The following is a 15,287-nucleotide window of genomic DNA, read 5'->3' on the forward strand; positions in this document are numbered from 1 at the left end:
GCAGCCTGCGGCCGCACATGGGAGGATCTTCATGCGACGTTATTCAGCCTGCATAGAATGGCTGTTTGCCGAAGAAGGCGACAGCTTTGCCGATCGCATCCGCCGTGCCCATGCCGGCGGCCTGACGGCGGTCGAGTTCTGGCGCTGGACCGACAAGGATCTCGACGCAGTCGAGGCCGCGCTTGATGAAACCGACCTTGAGGTCACCAGCCTCGTCGCCGAGCCGATGATCGCGCTGACCGACGCCGCCAACCGGCAGGCTTGGCTGGCTGGCCTTGCCGAATCCGTCGCTGTCGCCAGACGCCTCGGCGCACCGGTGCTGATCGCTCAGGCCGGTGACGACCTCGCGGGCCTCAGCCGCGAAGAACAGCGCCGGGTGCTCACCGAAACGCTGAAAGCCGGCGCCGATATCCTCAAAGGCAGCGGCGTGCGCCTCGGCGTCGAGCCGCTCAACACCCGCATCGACCATATCGGCTATTTCCTTGATTCCACCCGCGAGGGCCTCGATATCGTCGATGACGTCGCCCGCCCGGAGATCGGCATCGTCTACGACATCTACCACTCCGCCGTGATGGACGAACGCACCGAAGACGTGCTGAAGGACCGTCTCGACCGTGTCTTCCACGTCCATGTCGCCGATCATCCCGGCCGCAACGAGCCGGGCTCCGGCGGCATCGATCTCTCGCACCGCCTCAACTGGATCTTCGCCAACGGTTACGACGGCGCCGTCGGCCTCGAATACCGTCCGATCAGACTGGGCGCCGACGCGGTCAGGGCGGCGATTGCTTCGCTGGACGGCTAGCTCAAGTTTGCGCCTTTGGCAAAGGCTTCAAGCTCGGGGTCGAAATCGACTTCGACGACATTGTTAAAGACAGCGGTCGCCAGCATGATGCCGGCGAAGGCGACGAGATCGACGAGCACCTTTGTCTTATAGCGCGTCTTCAGCTGCGCCCAGAGCTCGCCCGGAACGGCGTTAGAATTGGCGACAATCGCCCTGCCGAAGGCGTCGAGCAGCGCCTCCGTCTGGGAAAGCTCCAGCGCGTCGGGATCGAATCCCTTGTTGATCAGCGCCCGGCGAAAGAAGGTGATGGCGATCTTCGATTTCGCCGCCTTCGAGATTGCATGCGAGAAGATCCAGATCTCGCGATCGCTGATGATTGGATCGAGCTCGGCCCGCAGCGTGAACCATTCGGCATAGATGCGATGGGCGACCGGCGAATGCAGGAGCGTCCGCTTCATGTTGGTCATCCGCCCGCGCAGCCTGACTTCTTCGTCATGCGCTGCCCGAAGCTCTTCCGAGGCCGTATCGTAATCGATCTGTGGCAGGTGGCTCATCGGGTGCCTCTTTCTGATGCGCGAAGATAAATCCGCTTGGCCGTCGCGCCGCGTCTACCTAGATTGTCTGCATCGAAGGTGGAGGCAAGGCATGAGCGACGATCACGAGCATTACCACATCGACTGGCGGGAACATGGCGTCAAGGTCATCCCCGGCAATTCGCTCGATCCCAACACTGCGCAGACGCCGGGCATGAACCGCGCGACGGCGATCAACAATGCGCGCGCCGGCGCCGAGAAGATCTGGGCGGGCACGGTGACGATCCATGCCAACGCCAAGACCGGCGCCCATCATCACGGCGATCTCGAAAGCATCATCTACGTCGTCAAGGGCAAGGCCCGCATGCGCTGGGGCGAGCATCTGGAATATACCGCCGAGGCCGGCCCCGGCGATTTCATCTATGTTCCGCCCTACGTGCCGCACCAGGAGATCAATGCCAGCCGCGACGAGACGCTGGAATGCGTGCTCGTCCGCTCAGGCCAGGAACCCGTCGTCGTCAATCTCGACATCGAGCCGGTCGAAAAGCCGGAAGACGTTCCCTGGATCGATCCGATCCATCGCTGATGTCAGCCAGCCATGAGGTCGTCAGGCGTGGACGGCACCGGCGCTGCTCATGGCGGAATTCTCGATGATCCGGCCGGTATCGGCGGCATAGAGGTGAATCGCATTGTGATCGATCGCGATGCCGATCGGATCACCCGATTTCACCGTCACGGCCTCGGTCAGCGCCACGGCAAAGGGCAGCCCGTCGAAATCGGCATGAACAACGCGGCTTGCGCCGAGTTCTTCGATGAAATCGGCCGTTGCGACCAATGCGCCGGGCGCATCCGGGGCCACCAGCCGAGCTGCCTCGGCGCGTATGCCGAGCACGACGCGTTTGCCCTTCAGCGGCGCGGCGCGTTCGCGTGGCAGCGCAATTCTGCGGCTCTGATCATAGACGAAGACGCCCTCGTCGTTGATCGTGCCTTCGAGCAGGTTCATCGCCGGCGTGCCGACGAAGCCCGCAACGAAACGCGAGACCGGATGATGATAGACCTCTTCCGGTGTACCGACCTGCTCCACCCTGCCGCCGTTCATCACCACCAGCCGGTCAGCCAACGTCATCGCCTCGGTCTGGTCATGCGTGACGAAGATCGAGGTGGCGCCGAGGCGGCGATGCAGGCGGCGGATTTCGGCGCGCATGGCAATGCGCAGCTTGGCGTCGAGGTTCGACAGCGGTTCGTCGAACAGGAAGACCTTCGGCTCGCGGATCATCGCGCGGCCCATGGCGACGCGCTGGCGCTGGCCGCCGGAAAGGGCGGCCGGTCTGCGGTCGAGGAAGGGCTCGAGGCTCAGCGCCTTGGCGACCTCGGCGATTCGCCGGCTGCGCTCGGCCTTCGCCACACCCGCCACCTTCAAGGCGTAGCCGATATTCTCGGCGACCGTCATATGCGGATAGAGTGCGTAATTCTGGAACACCATGGCGCAGCCGCGCTCGCGCGGCTCCATCTGGTTGACGACGCGTCCGTCAATGGCGATTTCACCGCCGGTGATTTCCTCGAGGCCGGCGATCATGCGCAGGAGCGTGGACTTGCCGCAGCCGGATGGGCCGAGGATGACGATGAATTCGCCGGATTGGATCTCCAGGTCGACGCCGTGAACGACTGGATGCTTGCCGTAGCTCTTCTTCACATCACGGATTGAGATCGGTGCCACAGGACTGCTCCTTCACTTCTCGGTGGAGATAAGGCCGCGCACGAACCAGCGCTGCATCAGGATGACGAGCAACAGCGGCGGCGACATGATGATAAGTGTCCCGGCCATGGCGACGTTCCAGTCGGGCAGGCCGAATTCGGACGGAATAAGGGTCTTCAACTGCGTCACCGCAATGCCGAAATTCGGATCGGTGGTGACCAGCAGCGGCCAGAGATACTGGTTCCAGGCCCAGACGAACATGATCGTGAACAGCGCGATCATGTTCGAGCGCGACAGCGGCAGCAGTATGTCGATGAAGAAGCGGACGGCGCCTGCGCCATCCATCTTCGTCGCCTCGGCAAGCTCGTCCGGAACGGTCAGATAGAACTGGCGGTAGAGGAAAGTGCCGGTGGCAGTGGCAACGAGCGGCGCCACGAGGCCGGTATAGGAATTCAACAGGCCCCATTCGAGCTTGATCTGGATGCCGGAGACCCAGGCGACGAGCGCGGTGATTCCAGTAAGGTCGAGGATCGTCTGAAATGGCTGCAATGCATTCGCCGCAATCGAATAGGTCGGCACGATGCGGACTTCCAGCGGCAACATCAGCGTGATGAAGATGATCCAGAAGATCAGATGCCGCCCGCGGAAACGGAAGTAGACGATCGAGAAGGCCGCCATGGCGGAAAGCATGACCTTGCCGGCGCCGACCGCTGTCGCGAAGATGATGCTGTGGATCAGCTTGTTGCCGAGATCGGCGCGGATCCAGGCAGCCTGTGCATTTTCCCAGAAATGCGAACCCGGGGTCAGCGGCAGCGGCACCCGGTTGACCGTCTCCAGATCGAGCGTCGATGCGATGATGACGATGACGAAAGGCAGAAGCGCGATCACCATGCCGAGCGCGAGTATCGTGTAGCAGATGAAGTTGAATATCGGCGTGCGTTCGATCATGCCCGCAACCTCACTTGTAGTGCACGCGCCGCTCGATGAAGCGGAACTGGAAGATGGTGAGAAGGACGACGAGCGCCATCAGGATGATCGACTGGGCGGCAGCACCGGAATAATCGAGCCCCCTGAAACCGTCGAAATAGATCTTGTAGACCATCAGCTCGGTCGCGCGCGCCGGTCCGCCCTGGGTCATGACGTCGACGATGCCGAAGGAATCCTGGAAGCTTTCGGTGATGTTGATGACGAGCAGGAAAAACAATGTCGGCGTCAGCAGCGGCAATTGCAGGTCCCACATGCGGCGCAGCGGCCCCGAGCCGTCCATGGCCGCGGCCTCGATCAGCGAGCGCGGAATGCCCTGAAGGGCCGAAAGGAAGAAGATGAAATTATAGCCGATATATTTCCAGGAAAAGGCGATGATGACGGCGATCATCGCGTCCTTGCCGTCGAGTGCCGGGTTCCAGAGGCCGGGCCAGACATGATTGATGACGGAGAGAAGACCTGCTTCCGGCGCCAGGATGAAGCGGAAGGCGAGACCGAGAGCGGGCGCGGCAATCGCATAGGGCCAGATAAAGACCGACCGGTAGATTTTGTGGCCGCGCAGTTCACGGTCCGTCAACAGCGCCAGGATGAGGGCCATCCCCATGGCGATCGCCGTCGAGCTGAAGCCGAAGATCATGCTGCGGGTGATCGACTCCCAATAGATGGGATCGCCGAGCAGTTGCTTGAAATTGTCGAAACCGACCCAGGCGTTGCCGCCGCCCCATGGCTGCTCGAGCGTGAACGCCCAATAGAGCGCCTGCGCACTCGGCCAATAGAAGAAGACGAAGATCAGCAGCAGCATCGGAAAGGCGAAGAGCAGTCCGATTGTCGTCGAGGAGAAAGTGACGCGCTTTTCCATGAGTGGTCGTTTTCGCCTGGTTTGTTTGGGCGCGGGCGACAGTGCGCATCCGCGACTGATGAGGAGAGCTTACAAAGACGCACCCGGCGCGCGCAAGGCGGCCGGGTGCGGCGCATGTCAGGCGATCAAGGAAGCTGAACGTTCTTGTAAGTCTGCTGGAAGCGGCGCAGCAGCTGGTTGCCGCGATCTGCAGCGCCATCGAGCGAAGCCTGGACGTCGGCATTGTTGACGAAGATCGCCTGCAGGCCGTTGGCGATTTCGGTGCGGACCTGCAGCAGGCCGCCGAGGCGGATGCCGTGCGGAGCCGTATCGCCGGCAGGCGATGCGGTCAGGCTCTGGATGGCCAATTCACGGCCGGCATAGGGAGCCTTGTCGTAGAAGCCCTGCTTCTTCAGATATTCGAAGCCGGAATTACGAACCGGGATGTAGCCGGTGACGGTCGACCAGGTCAGCGCTTCTTCCGGCTTGGCGATGAAGTTGAAGAAGGCGGCCGCAGCCTTGTATTCGGCGTCGGTGTGGCCCTTCAGAACCCAGAGCGAAGCGCCGCCGACGAATGAGCTGTGGCGGGTTGCGTTGCCGTAGGTCGGGAGCATCGAAACGCCCCAGTTCATGCCCTGCTTGGCGGTACGGCCGATATTGCCGTGGTCGCCGACCGAGGTCAGGATGACCTGGCAATCGCCGGCAGCGAAGGCTTCGACGAAGGTCTGGCCGACGGCCTTGTTCTTGATGACGGCGAGCTTGTTGTCGTACCAGGACTTGAGGTCCTTGATGTAGCTGACGAGAAGCGGATTCTTGTTGAACACCAGCTCGGCGTCGAGGCCTTCGAAGCCGTTCTTCTTCGTGGCGATCGCTTCGCCGTTGACGGCTTCGAACTGCTCGACGTACTGCCAGACTTCATTGTTGGAGATGTCAAAGGCGAGCGGGCAGGCGTAGCCGGCGTCCTTCAGGGCCTTGAAATCTTCGCCGGCTTCCTGCCAGGTGGCGGGAGCATGGTCCTTGCCGATCTTGGCGAAGGCATCCTTGTTCCAATAGAGCAGAGCGGTCGACGAGTTGAAGGGGAAGGAATACATCTCGCCCTTGGACGTCGCATAATAGTTTGCAATGCCGGAGAAGTAATCTTTCCAGTCGACCGTGTAGCCCATGTCGGTCATCAGCTGGTTTGCCGGATAGAAGGCGCCGGAGAGCATGATGTCGAGGGTGCCGGCGTCGGAGACCTGAGCGATCGTCGGCTGCTTGCCGGCGCGGAAAGCGGCAATCGTATTCTGCAGGGAAGCATCGTAGCTACCCTGGCTGGTGCAGACGACTTCGTAGTCGCCCTGCGACTGGTTGAAGCGATCGCACTGTTCCTGGACACGCTTCGCGATATCACCGGAATTGCCGAACCAGAAGTCGATCTTGGTCTTATCGGCGGCGGCAGCGGGACCAGCAAGAAACGCTGAAGCGAGAAGGGCGCCAACGGCGCCGAGAAGCTTGGCTTGCATGAGAACCTCGAACGGAAAAGAGACGCGCACTTTCAGCGCACGCCCTATTAGCTGGTCCAAATTGCCGCGGCCAATGAATATTCCATGACATGAAACAACCGAAATCGTACCGTCACGAAACCTTCATGCGGATGTTATTTGCCACGGCTGAAGGCTATATTGAGAGAAGCCTCGCCAACCACCCCAGCGCACTGCCGAATAGTTATATCTATACCAGAATTCCTATAAATTTCAATGATTTTCAATATTTGACTATACTTCGATCGCTCCTCTTTATTCGCTGGCAATGGTCGCTTGAAACTTACAAAGAGCGCCATTTTTCTGCCGCTGCACTGCTGTGCAACGCCCGGTTTCAAGCTCGAAATCAGCGGGAATCCTTCAAAATTGCAGCAAAATGCGGATCGAATGCCCGACCGATTGGTCCAGCGGCCGCCCCGAGCGCCACCGACCAAGGATCGGCCATGCCGGACTGCAGCCGCGGCAGCGTCCGGCCGCGCCGTTCGGCGATCGAGGGCAGCAGCGGGCCGATGGCCGCAATCAACCTGTTGACCAATGCCTCGGGCGCGCTGCCGCAGAGGATCACCGTCTGCGGATCGAAGATCGTTTCGATCAGATGGATGCTCCAGCGCAGGTCAGCAGCCGCCGTTTCGATCCAGGTGTCGATGCCTGGATCGCCCCCGGAGGCGAGGTCATTGATGTGTGCATGCAGATCGGGATCGGCGGGATCGGCCGAGAGATATTGGTAGAGCGAGGCGAGCGAGGCGCGGTGTTCGAGCGGGGTCGATTTGCCATCGGCAAAGAGCAGTGCCATGCCGATCTCGCCGGCATTGCCGTTGGCGCCGCGATAGAGTTCGCCGTTCAGGATGAGACCGGCGCCAATGCCGTAGCCGACGAACAGGCAGACGGCATGGTCGAGGCCATGCGCGGCCCCCACCATACGCTCCGCAGTCGCGGCCGCTGCCGCATCGTTCTGCAGACCGACATCGAGCCCGGTGCCGGCGGTCAGCGTGTCCAGCAGCGGAAACTTCTGCCAAGCCTCCATCATCCACGGATCGTCGCCGCTGCCGTCGATCCCGAAGGGACCTGGCATCGCGACGCCGAGGCCGACCAGCCGCTTCTCGGATTGCCGGACGATCCCGGCGAGCTTTAACCGCACACTGGCGACGAGATCGAGAATGACCTTCGTTCCTGTCGACGGGCCTCCCGGTGGCAGAACGGCCTCGGCGCGCACGAGAACGCGGCCGACGAGATCAACGGCGACCGCCCGCGTCACGTGCCGGTCGATCTGCAGGCCGATCGCAAAGGCGCCCTCGGGAACGAGCCGATACGGCGTCGAGGGCTGGCCCCTGCCCTTTCGCACCGCCTCCTGCGAACTGACGAGACCGTCGCGCTCGAGTTCCTCGATGATATTCGACACAGTCTGCTTGGTCAGCCGCGTCGCGCGCGCCAGATCGGCGCGCGAGAGCGCACCGTTGATCCTCAAGGCATCGATCATCACGCGCCGGTTATGCGCGCTGGTGCCTTCGTGATTGGTGCCGCTCTTGGCCCTGATGGGCCTGCTGTCATTCATGTGCAATTGCCTCTTGACTCCAGTAGAATGTTGAAGAAGTAATAAGTCAAGACAATTGACTTAATAAGGGACCGAAGAGTTCCAGGGAACGCAGGAAGCCGCACAGGGCCTCCAACGACGCTCCGAGATGACCAACCGGCACGTTTTGTTTCACGCGTGCCTTGTCGAAAACCGATGGCGGAAAATCCGCCCTCGGCAATGCGTAAATGTCAAAAACTGGAGGCTGCAATGCTGAAATCCCTTACCAAGACGCTTCTGGGTGCGGCCTTGATCGGCGCATCTCTTGCACCGCATGCTTTCGCCGAAACGACGCTGAACGCGCTGTTCATGGCGCAGGCCGCTTACAGCGAGGCCGATGTGCGCGCCATGACCGACGCCTTCGCCAAGGCAAACCCTGACATCAAGGTCAATCTCGAATTCGTTCCCTATGAGGGGCTGCATGACAAGACAGTGCTGGCGCAGGGTTCCGGCGGCGGTTATGACGTCGTCCTCTTCGACGTCATCTGGCCGGCCGAATACGCCACCAACAAGGTGCTGGTCGACGTCTCCTCCCGCATCACCGAGGAGATGAAGAAGGGCGTGCTGCCGGGTGCATGGACCACTGTGCAATATGACGGCAAATATTACGGCATGCCGTGGATCCTCGACACAAAATACCTGTTCTACAACAAGGAGATCCTCGAAAAGGCTGGCATCAAGGCGCCGCCGAAAACCTGGGACGAGCTGACCGAGCAGGCAAAAGCGATCAAGGACAAGGGTCTGCTCGCCACCCCGATCGCCTGGAGCTGGTCGCAGGCCGAAGCGGCGATCTGCGATTACACCACCCTCGTCAGTGCCTATGGCGGCGATTTCCTGAAGGACGGCAAACCTGCCTTCCAGAGCGGTGGCGGTCTTGACGCCCTGAAATATATGGTGGCCAGCTATACGTCCGGCCTGACTAATCCGAACTCCAAGGAGTTCCTGGAAGAGGACGTCCGCAAAGTCTTCGAAAACGGCGATGCCGCCTTCGCGCTCAACTGGACCTACATGTACAACATGGCCAACGACCCGAAGGACAGCAAGGTCGCGGGCAAGGTCGGCGTCGTGCCGGCGCCGGGTGTCGCCGGCAAGAGCGAGGCTTCGGCCGTCAACGGCTCGATGGGCCTCGGCATCACTTCCGCCAGCCAGCATCCCGACGAGGCCTGGAAATACATCACCTTCATGACCTCGCAGGCGACACAGAACGCCTACGCCAAGCTCAGCCTGCCGATCTGGGCCTCCTCCTACGAGGACCCGGCCGTTACCAAGGGCCAGGAAGAACTGATCTCGGCCGCCAAGGTCGGCCTTGCCGCGATGTATCCGCGCCCGACGACGCCGAAATATCAGGAACTTTCGACGGCGCTGCAGCAGGCGATCCAGGAATCGCTACTTGGCCAGTCGACGCCTGAGGATGCGCTGAAGTCGGCCGCCGAAAACAGCGGCCTCTGAGTCCGACATAAACCCCGGGCGGCGCCCTGTCGTCGCCCGGCTCGATTCCAATAACCCATGAATGAAAAAGGGTCGCCTCGATGTCGGGCACATGGCTGACAACGCGCGCGTGGCTGTTGATGCTGCCGCTTCTCGTGGTCATGATCTCGGTCATCGGCTGGCCGCTGGTCGATACCGTCGGCCTCTCCTTCACCGATGCCAAGCTCGTCGGCACCGCAGGCAATTTCGTCGGCATCGACAATTACGTGAAGATGCTCTCCGGCTCGAATTTCCAACGCACGCTCGTTACCACCGCATGGTTCGCAATCGTCTCGGTCGCCGCCGAAATGGTGATCGGCGTGCTTGCCGCCCTCCTGCTGAACCAGCAGTTCCGCGGCCGCACCGCGCTGCGCGCCTTGATGATCCTGCCCTGGGCGCTGCCGACCGTCGTCAACGCCACGCTCTGGCGCCTGATCTACAATCCGGAATATGGTGCGCTCAACGCCGCGCTGACGCAACTCGGCCTCATCGACGCCTATCGCTCCTGGCTCGGCGAGCCGGGGACGGCGCTGGCAGCCCTCATCGTCGCCGACTGCTGGAAGAACTTCCCGCTGGTGGCACTGATCGCGCTTGCCGCACTCCAGGCCGTGCCGCGCGACATCACCGCCGCCTCGCTGGTCGACGGCGCCGGCCCCTTCGCCCGCTTCCGCTTCGTCATCCTTCCCTATCTCGCCGGCCCGCTGATGGTGGCGCTCGTGCTGCGCACAATCGAAGCCTTCAAGGTGTTCGACATCATCTGGGTCATGACCCGCGGCGGCCCGGCCAACAGCACCCGCACGCTGTCGATCCTCGTCTATCAGGAAGCCTTCTCGTTTCAGCGGGCGGGCTCGGGCGCGTCGCTGGCCTTGATCGTCACGCTGCTGGTGACGCTGCTTGCCGCCGGCTATGCCGCTCTGGTGCGCAAGACCGCCGGGAGTGCCGCCTGATGGAACGCCAGAGCCCACTCTTCTCCTTTTTCATTCACCTCTCAGCGCTGCTGCTTGCCGCGGTCATCCTGGCACCGATCCTGTGGCTGTTCATCATGAGCATTTCGCCGGCTGCCGACCTTGCGGCAAAGCCGCTACGCTGGTGGCCACAGGCGGCGGATTTCTCGCGATACCAGGTGCTGCTGTCGACGCTGGAAAACAGCGCCGGCGCCGCCTTCACCTCATCGCTGCGCAACAGCATCGAGGTGGCCGGCATGGCCACGATCGCCGCCATCGCGCTGGCCATTCCGGCCGGCTGGGCGGTGTCGCGCACGCCGTCGGTGGGCTGGTCGCTGTCGATGGTGATCGCCACCTATATGCTGCCGCCGGTGGCGCTCGCCGTGCCGCTCTATATGGGTCTCTCCCATCTCGGCATGTTGAACAACGTCTTCGGCCTCGCTCTCGTCTATCTCACCATCCTGGCGCCCTTCACCACCTGGCTGATGAAATCGGGCTTCGATTCAATTCCGCGCGAGATCGAATCCGCCGCAATGATCGACGGCGCCGGCCTGTTCCAGACGCTGAGGATCATCACCCTGCCGCTCGCAGCCCCGGTGGTCGCGACCTCGAGCCTCTTTGCCTTCCTGCTGGCTTGGGATGAATTCTTCTATGCGCTGCTCTTCACCTCGGACCAGCGCGCCAAGACGCTGACCGTCGCCATTGCCGATCTCGCCGGCGGCCGCGTTTCCGATTACGGACTGATCGCCACGGCAGGCGTGCTCGCCGCCCTGCCCCCGGTGCTGATCGGTCTCGTCATGCAACGCGCCCTGATTTCAGGGCTCACCAGCGGCGGCGTCAAGGGATGAACATGACAACGGAGAAAAACCGGCCGGCCGGACTTGCGGCGATCGACCGCGAAATGGTCCGCCAGCACGCCGATGCGCTCGCCTCTTATGAAGCCGCCGCACCGATGGCGGCAAGAGCCGCCGCCTCGCTGAAGAAGACCGGCCGGCTGCTGCTGCTCGGCATGGGCGGCTCGCATGCGGTCAACCGCGCGGTCGAGCCGCTCTACCGTGCGCTCGGGATCGATGCGGTTGCCCTGCCGCTCTCCGAACAGCTCGGCCAGCCGCTGCCGATCGCCGGCAGGACGGTCTTCGTCACCTCGCAATCCGGAGAGAGCGCCGAAGTGGTGCGTTGGTTCAACGAAACCGGCGGCACTGAGGAAACATTCGGCCTGACTCTCGAAGCCAGCTCCTTCCTTGCCAGAACCGCCCCCTCATTGGTCGGCAGCGGCGGCACCGAGCTTGCTTTCGCCGCTACCCGGAGCCTGACGGTGACCTTCGCCCTGCATCTGGCAATCCTTTCCGCCCTCGGCGAAGATCCGGCCGCCGCGCTTGCCGTCCTTAAGACGCCAGAAGACCATGACATCTCAGCCGCCCTCGCCGCACTCGAAACCGTCGTGACCGTCGTCACCTCCGGCCGCCGCCTGCAAGGCGTCGCCGAGGCACTGGCCCTCGGGCTGACGGAGCTGTCGCGCCGCCCCTGCTTTTCGCTCGAAGGCGGCCAGCTGCGCCATGGCCCGATGGAGATGCTGGGGCCGGAGATCGGCGTCGTGCTGTTCCGCGGTCTCGACGAGACATCAGGTCTCGTCACCGCCATGGCGGTCTCCGCCGTCGAGACCGGCGCGCCCGTCATCCTGTTCGACGCCTCGAGCGAAGCGCCCGTGGCCGGCGCCGTGACAATCCGCTTTGTACCGGCGAGCGGCCTTGCCGCGATCTTCGCCATGCTGCCGGTCGCGCAGCGACTGATGATCGCTTTTGCCGAAACACGCGTGGAGAATGCCGGAACGCCGGTCCGTTCCACCAAGATTACCCGGAGTGAATGAATGCGGCCGCTTGCAGTCATCGGCAACGTCAATGTCGATCTCATTCTCGGACCGGCCGCCCCCTGGCCAAAGGCCGGCACGGAAATCATCGTCGATCATGACGAGCTGAGGGTCGGCGGGTCTGCCGGCAACAGTGCGCTCGCCTGGCAGGCACTCGGCATCAAATTCGAAATCGCCGCCAATATCGGCAGCGACCAGTTCGGCCGCTGGCTGGCGGAAGCCTTCGGCCATCGCTCCCAAAATTGGCCGGTGCGCCCCGAGAGAACGACGCTCTCCGTCGGCATCACCCATCCGGACGGCGAGCGCACCTTCTTCACGACGACCGGCCACCTGCCGCGCTTCAGCCTCGCCGACGTCTTCGCCGTCATCGACGGCGAAAGGCTGCGCGGCGGTTACGCGCTTCTTTGCGGCGGCTTTCTGACCGACGACCTGGCGAGCGAATATGATGCTTTCTTCGACTGGGCCGACAGCCACGACATCACCGTCGCACTCGATACGGGCTGGCCGCTCGAGGGCTGGACCGAAGAAAATTGCGCGGCTGCCCGCGCCTGGCTTTCGCGCAGCGGCATCGCCCTGCTGAACGAGGTCGAGACGACGACGCTTGCCGGCATCAATGATCCGGTCGAAGCCGCCCGTGAGATCAGGTCGCATATGCCGGAGGGCGCGATCGTCGTCGTCAAGCGCGGCCCGGAGGGTGCGATCGCCATCGGGCCGGACGGCAGGACGGTGTCGGGGGCTGCACCCGTCGTCACGGTCGTCGATACGATCGGCGCCGGCGATGTCTTCAACGCCGGCTTCCTGGCAGCATTGGCAAATGGCAAGCCCCTGGCCTCCTGCCTGGCGGCGGGGACGCAGGTCGCCTCGCGCGCCATTTCCACCCTTCCCCGCAGCTATGGCGAGCCATCGTCTCTTCAGGAACCCTTGTCATGAGCGCGCTCGACATCGAAAACATCCGCAAGACCTATGGCGAGGTCGAGACGCTGAAAGGCATCGACATTTCGCTGGAAAGCGGCGAATTCCTCGTGCTGCTCGGCTCCTCCGGCTGCGGCAAGTCCACGCTGCTCAACATCATTGCCGGCCTTGCCGAGGCGACGAGCGGCGACGTCAGGATCGGCGGACGGTCGGTGCTCGGCGTGCACCCGAAGGACCGCGACATCGCCATGGTCTTTCAATCCTATGCGCTCTATCCCAATCTGACGGTGCACCGGAACATCGGCTTCGGCTTGGAAATGCGCAAGGTCCCGACGCCCGAGCGCGACAAGGCCGTGCGCGACGCCGCCAAACTCCTGCAGATCGAAAACCTCCTCGATCGCAAGCCGAGCCAGCTCTCCGGCGGCCAGCGCCAGCGCGTCGCGATCGGCCGCGCGCTGGTGCGCAAACCTGAGGTCTTCCTGTTCGACGAGCCGCTCTCCAATCTCGACGCCAAGCTGCGCATGGAGATGCGCACCGAAATCAAGCGACTGCATCAGATGCTGAAGACCACGGTGGTCTATGTTACCCATGACCAGATCGAGGCGATGACGCTGGCAAGCCGCATCGCCGTCATGCGCGACGGCCGTATCGAGCAGTTGGGCACGCCTGAGGAAATCTACAACCATCCGGCAACACTGTATGTCGCCACCTTCGTCGGCGCGCCGCCAATGAACCTGCTAGACGCCACAGTGCGCGATGGCCGGCTGGCGATTGCAGGTTCCGATGCAAGCCTGCCCCTGCCGGCCCGCTTCGCCGAAGCCGCCGTCAATGGCCGCGACATCATCCTCGGCATCCGCCCCGAGGCCCTTCGCACGGACGGCGCCGGCCCGTCGCTCGAGGCAACCCTGGAGGTCGCCGAACTGACTGGCCCCGAACTCGTCGTCACCGCCCTTGCCGGAAATCAGCGGCTCATGGCCTGTGTGCCGCCGCGCACGCCGGTCCGGGACAACGAAACGCTCACCCTCTTCTTCGACGAGGAGGCGATGCATCTCTTCGATCCGCAAACCGGTCTCAGCTGTCTTCGCGAGGGATAAAGACGATACGTCCCTCGCGGACGCAAGAAGCTACAGGACGCTATTGCCTACACAAGGAAATAGCGCGACACGTCCGATCGATGCCCCTCCGGCCGGCCGCGCCGCGAGCGGTCTTCGCCGCATCGGGCTGGCCTGGTTCGCACTGCCGATGACAATAAACTTGTGAAAAATCCGATACTAGGGCACAATTTGCGAACGCATCTGAAGTTGCGGCGTAATCTCAAAGCCGGCCGTCTCGCGCCGAGTGAAAGTTCGCGCCGGAGGGTCGGCGTCGATGGATCAGGGGTTCTTTCTTCTGTTCGCTGCGGTGTCCGTGATCACCGCCCTGACGGTGGTCCTGGCGCGGAATCCGGTTCACAGCGCATTGGCGCTGATGGCGTGTTTCCTCAATATCTCGGCCATCTTCGTCTTGCTCGAGGCGCCGTTCCTCGCGGTCATCCAGATCTTTGTCTATGTCGGCGCGATCATGGTCCTGTTCCTGTTCGTGATCATGATGATCGATGTGCGCGAAGCGGTGTTGCAGCGGTTCTTGCCGGGCGGCAACCTGCCGGCTCTGGTGCTGGTCGTTCTGCTTGGGGTCGAGATGCTGGTGCTGGTGCTCTGGAGTGACCGTTTTTCGGTCATCGAACCGGTCGCCATGCGCGGCGGCGATCAGATCAGGCAGCTCAGCACGACGCTTTTCGCCGACTATCTCCTGCCGTTTGAAGCCGCCTCCGTAATCCTTTTGGCGGCCCTGGTCGGCGCCGTCGTGCTGGCGCGGAAGGAGCAGGAGTGATGGTTCCGCTCTGGTGGTTTATTGTGCTCGGAGTGGTCCTGTTCGTGATCGGAGCAGCGGGCGTACTGCTCAGGCGCAATATTCTGGTGGTGCTCATGTCGCTGGAACTTTTGCTCAACTCGGTCAACATCAACTTCATCGCTTTCGGGCATTACTACGACGATTTCCGCGGGCAGATCTTCGCGATCTTTGTCATCGCAATCACCGCGGCGGAGGTTGCAGTCGCCCTCGGTATCCTGGTCGCCCTCGTGAGGAACAAGTCCACCCTCAAGGTCGACGACGTCACCATGATGAAAGGATAGCGGT

At 62.5% G+C, this 15,287-nt stretch carries 16 protein-coding genes; 10 read left to right on the forward strand and 6 right to left on the reverse strand.

Going from position 1 to position 15,287, the window contains the following annotated elements:
- Window positions 1–31: 31 nt before the first annotated feature.
- A complete protein-coding gene (locus EFD56_RS22335; RefSeq protein ID WP_126906305.1) occupies window positions 32–802 on the forward strand; it encodes a TIM barrel protein in 771 nt (256 codons plus the stop codon).
- Here the strand turns inward: EFD56_RS22335 and EFD56_RS22340 are convergent.
- Window positions 799–1,335, reverse strand: coding sequence for a carboxymuconolactone decarboxylase family protein (locus EFD56_RS22340; protein ID WP_126906306.1), 537 nt, complete (start codon window positions 1,333–1,335; stop codon window positions 799–801). The two genes, EFD56_RS22335 and EFD56_RS22340, sit on opposite strands and share 4 nt — an antisense overlap.
- A 91-nt stretch (window positions 1,336–1,426) precedes the next feature.
- On the opposite strand from EFD56_RS22340, the gene EFD56_RS22345 reads away from it, so the two are divergent.
- Window positions 1,427–1,900: a cupin domain-containing protein gene (locus EFD56_RS22345; protein ID WP_126906307.1), complete on the forward strand. Its 474-nt coding sequence runs from the start codon at window positions 1,427–1,429 to the stop codon at window positions 1,898–1,900.
- Between the two features lie 21 nt (window positions 1,901–1,921).
- On the opposite strand, the gene EFD56_RS22350 is transcribed toward EFD56_RS22345, so the two are convergent.
- The 5 genes from EFD56_RS22350 to EFD56_RS22370 all read right to left on the reverse strand — a co-directional run bounded on the left by EFD56_RS22350 (window position 1,922) and on the right by EFD56_RS22370 (window position 7,904).
- Complete coding sequence (locus EFD56_RS22350; protein WP_064828318.1) at window positions 1,922–3,031, reverse strand: sn-glycerol-3-phosphate import ATP-binding protein UgpC; 1,110 nt, start codon at window positions 3,029–3,031, stop codon at window positions 1,922–1,924.
- 12 nt (window positions 3,032–3,043) lie between these two features.
- Entirely contained in the window at window positions 3,044–3,958 is a 915-nt protein-coding gene (locus EFD56_RS22355; RefSeq protein WP_016733961.1) for an ABC transporter permease subunit, read from the reverse strand.
- 10 nt (window positions 3,959–3,968) lie between these two features.
- Window positions 3,969–4,853 carry a carbohydrate ABC transporter permease gene (locus EFD56_RS22360; RefSeq protein WP_064828319.1) on the reverse strand — a complete coding sequence of 295 codons (885 nt, stop codon included), beginning with the start codon at window positions 4,851–4,853 and terminating at the stop codon, window positions 3,969–3,971.
- Window positions 4,854–4,978: 125 nt separating this feature from the next.
- On the reverse strand, window positions 4,979–6,334 hold the full coding sequence (locus tag EFD56_RS22365; protein ID WP_064828320.1) for an extracellular solute-binding protein: 1,356 nt from the start codon (window positions 6,332–6,334) through the stop codon (window positions 4,979–4,981).
- 364 nt (window positions 6,335–6,698) lie between these two features.
- Window positions 6,699–7,904 (reverse strand): ROK family transcriptional regulator, encoded by a 1,206-nt coding sequence (locus tag EFD56_RS22370; RefSeq protein WP_126906308.1) that lies wholly within the window; start codon window positions 7,902–7,904, stop codon window positions 6,699–6,701.
- Between the two features lie 228 nt (window positions 7,905–8,132).
- Between EFD56_RS22370 and EFD56_RS22375 the strand changes: the two genes are divergently transcribed.
- The 8 genes from EFD56_RS22375 to nuoK all read left to right on the forward strand — a co-directional run bounded on the left by EFD56_RS22375 (window position 8,133) and on the right by nuoK (window position 15,283).
- Window positions 8,133–9,371, forward strand: coding sequence for an extracellular solute-binding protein (locus tag EFD56_RS22375; RefSeq protein ID WP_126906309.1), 1,239 nt, complete (start codon window positions 8,133–8,135; stop codon window positions 9,369–9,371).
- Between the two features lie 80 nt (window positions 9,372–9,451).
- The gene (locus tag EFD56_RS22380; protein ID WP_012485027.1) at window positions 9,452–10,336 is read left to right on the forward strand and encodes a carbohydrate ABC transporter permease; all 885 of its coding nucleotides are present in this window, start codon (window positions 9,452–9,454) and stop codon (window positions 10,334–10,336) included.
- Entirely contained in the window at window positions 10,336–11,181 is an 846-nt protein-coding gene (locus EFD56_RS22385; protein WP_011426608.1) for a carbohydrate ABC transporter permease, read from the forward strand. The genes EFD56_RS22380 and EFD56_RS22385 overlap by 1 nt, the downstream gene beginning before the upstream one ends.
- Entirely contained in the window at window positions 11,178–12,200 is a 1,023-nt protein-coding gene (locus EFD56_RS22390; protein ID WP_097540877.1) for an SIS domain-containing protein, read from the forward strand. The genes EFD56_RS22385 and EFD56_RS22390 overlap by 4 nt, the downstream gene beginning before the upstream one ends.
- Entirely contained in the window at window positions 12,201–13,130 is a 930-nt protein-coding gene (locus EFD56_RS22395) for a PfkB family carbohydrate kinase (protein WP_097540876.1), read from the forward strand.
- Window positions 13,127–14,206: an ABC transporter ATP-binding protein gene (locus EFD56_RS22400; protein ID WP_126906310.1), complete on the forward strand. Its 1,080-nt coding sequence runs from the start codon at window positions 13,127–13,129 to the stop codon at window positions 14,204–14,206. The genes EFD56_RS22395 and EFD56_RS22400 overlap by 4 nt, the downstream gene beginning before the upstream one ends.
- A 274-nt stretch (window positions 14,207–14,480) precedes the next feature.
- The gene (locus EFD56_RS22405; protein WP_126906311.1) at window positions 14,481–14,981 is read left to right on the forward strand and encodes an NADH-quinone oxidoreductase subunit J; all 501 of its coding nucleotides are present in this window, start codon (window positions 14,481–14,483) and stop codon (window positions 14,979–14,981) included.
- A complete protein-coding gene (gene nuoK / locus EFD56_RS22410; protein ID WP_016733970.1) occupies window positions 14,981–15,283 on the forward strand; it encodes an NADH-quinone oxidoreductase subunit NuoK in 303 nt (100 codons plus the stop codon). The genes EFD56_RS22405 and nuoK overlap by 1 nt, the downstream gene beginning before the upstream one ends.
- Window positions 15,284–15,287: the final 4 nt, after the last annotated feature.

Origin of the sequence: Rhizobium phaseoli, assembly GCF_003985125.1 — a bacterium.
Taxonomy (GTDB): Bacteria; Pseudomonadota; Alphaproteobacteria; order Rhizobiales; family Rhizobiaceae; genus Rhizobium; species Rhizobium phaseoli.

Bases quoted from the DNA above. Each gene is read 5' to 3' on its own strand.
- EFD56_RS22385 (WP_011426608.1), top strand. From the start codon at position 10,336: ATGGAACGCCAGAGCCCACTCTTCTCCTTTTTCATTCACCTCTCAGCG.
- EFD56_RS22360 (WP_064828319.1), bottom strand. From the start codon at position 4,853: ATGGAAAAGCGCGTCACTTTCTCCTCGACGACAATCGGACTGCTCTTC.
- EFD56_RS22395 (WP_097540876.1), top strand. From the start codon at position 12,201: ATGCGGCCGCTTGCAGTCATCGGCAACGTCAATGTCGATCTCATTCTC.
- EFD56_RS22345 (WP_126906307.1), top strand. From the start codon at position 1,427: ATGAGCGACGATCACGAGCATTACCACATCGACTGGCGGGAACATGGC.
- EFD56_RS22400 (WP_126906310.1), top strand. From the start codon at position 13,127: ATGAGCGCGCTCGACATCGAAAACATCCGCAAGACCTATGGCGAGGTC.
- EFD56_RS22405 (WP_126906311.1), top strand. From the start codon at position 14,481: ATGGATCAGGGGTTCTTTCTTCTGTTCGCTGCGGTGTCCGTGATCACC.
- EFD56_RS22390 (WP_097540877.1), top strand. From the start codon at position 11,178: ATGAACATGACAACGGAGAAAAACCGGCCGGCCGGACTTGCGGCGATC.
- EFD56_RS22365 (WP_064828320.1), bottom strand. From the start codon at position 6,334: ATGCAAGCCAAGCTTCTCGGCGCCGTTGGCGCCCTTCTCGCTTCAGCG.
- EFD56_RS22340 (WP_126906306.1), bottom strand. From the start codon at position 1,335: ATGAGCCACCTGCCACAGATCGATTACGATACGGCCTCGGAAGAGCTT.
- EFD56_RS22380 (WP_012485027.1), top strand. From the start codon at position 9,452: ATGTCGGGCACATGGCTGACAACGCGCGCGTGGCTGTTGATGCTGCCG.
- nuoK (WP_016733970.1), top strand. From the start codon at position 14,981: ATGGTTCCGCTCTGGTGGTTTATTGTGCTCGGAGTGGTCCTGTTCGTG.
- EFD56_RS22335 (WP_126906305.1), top strand. From the start codon at position 32: ATGCGACGTTATTCAGCCTGCATAGAATGGCTGTTTGCCGAAGAAGGC.
- EFD56_RS22375 (WP_126906309.1), top strand. From the start codon at position 8,133: ATGCTGAAATCCCTTACCAAGACGCTTCTGGGTGCGGCCTTGATCGGC.
- EFD56_RS22355 (WP_016733961.1), bottom strand. From the start codon at position 3,958: ATGATCGAACGCACGCCGATATTCAACTTCATCTGCTACACGATACTC.
- EFD56_RS22370 (WP_126906308.1), bottom strand. From the start codon at position 7,904: ATGAATGACAGCAGGCCCATCAGGGCCAAGAGCGGCACCAATCACGAA.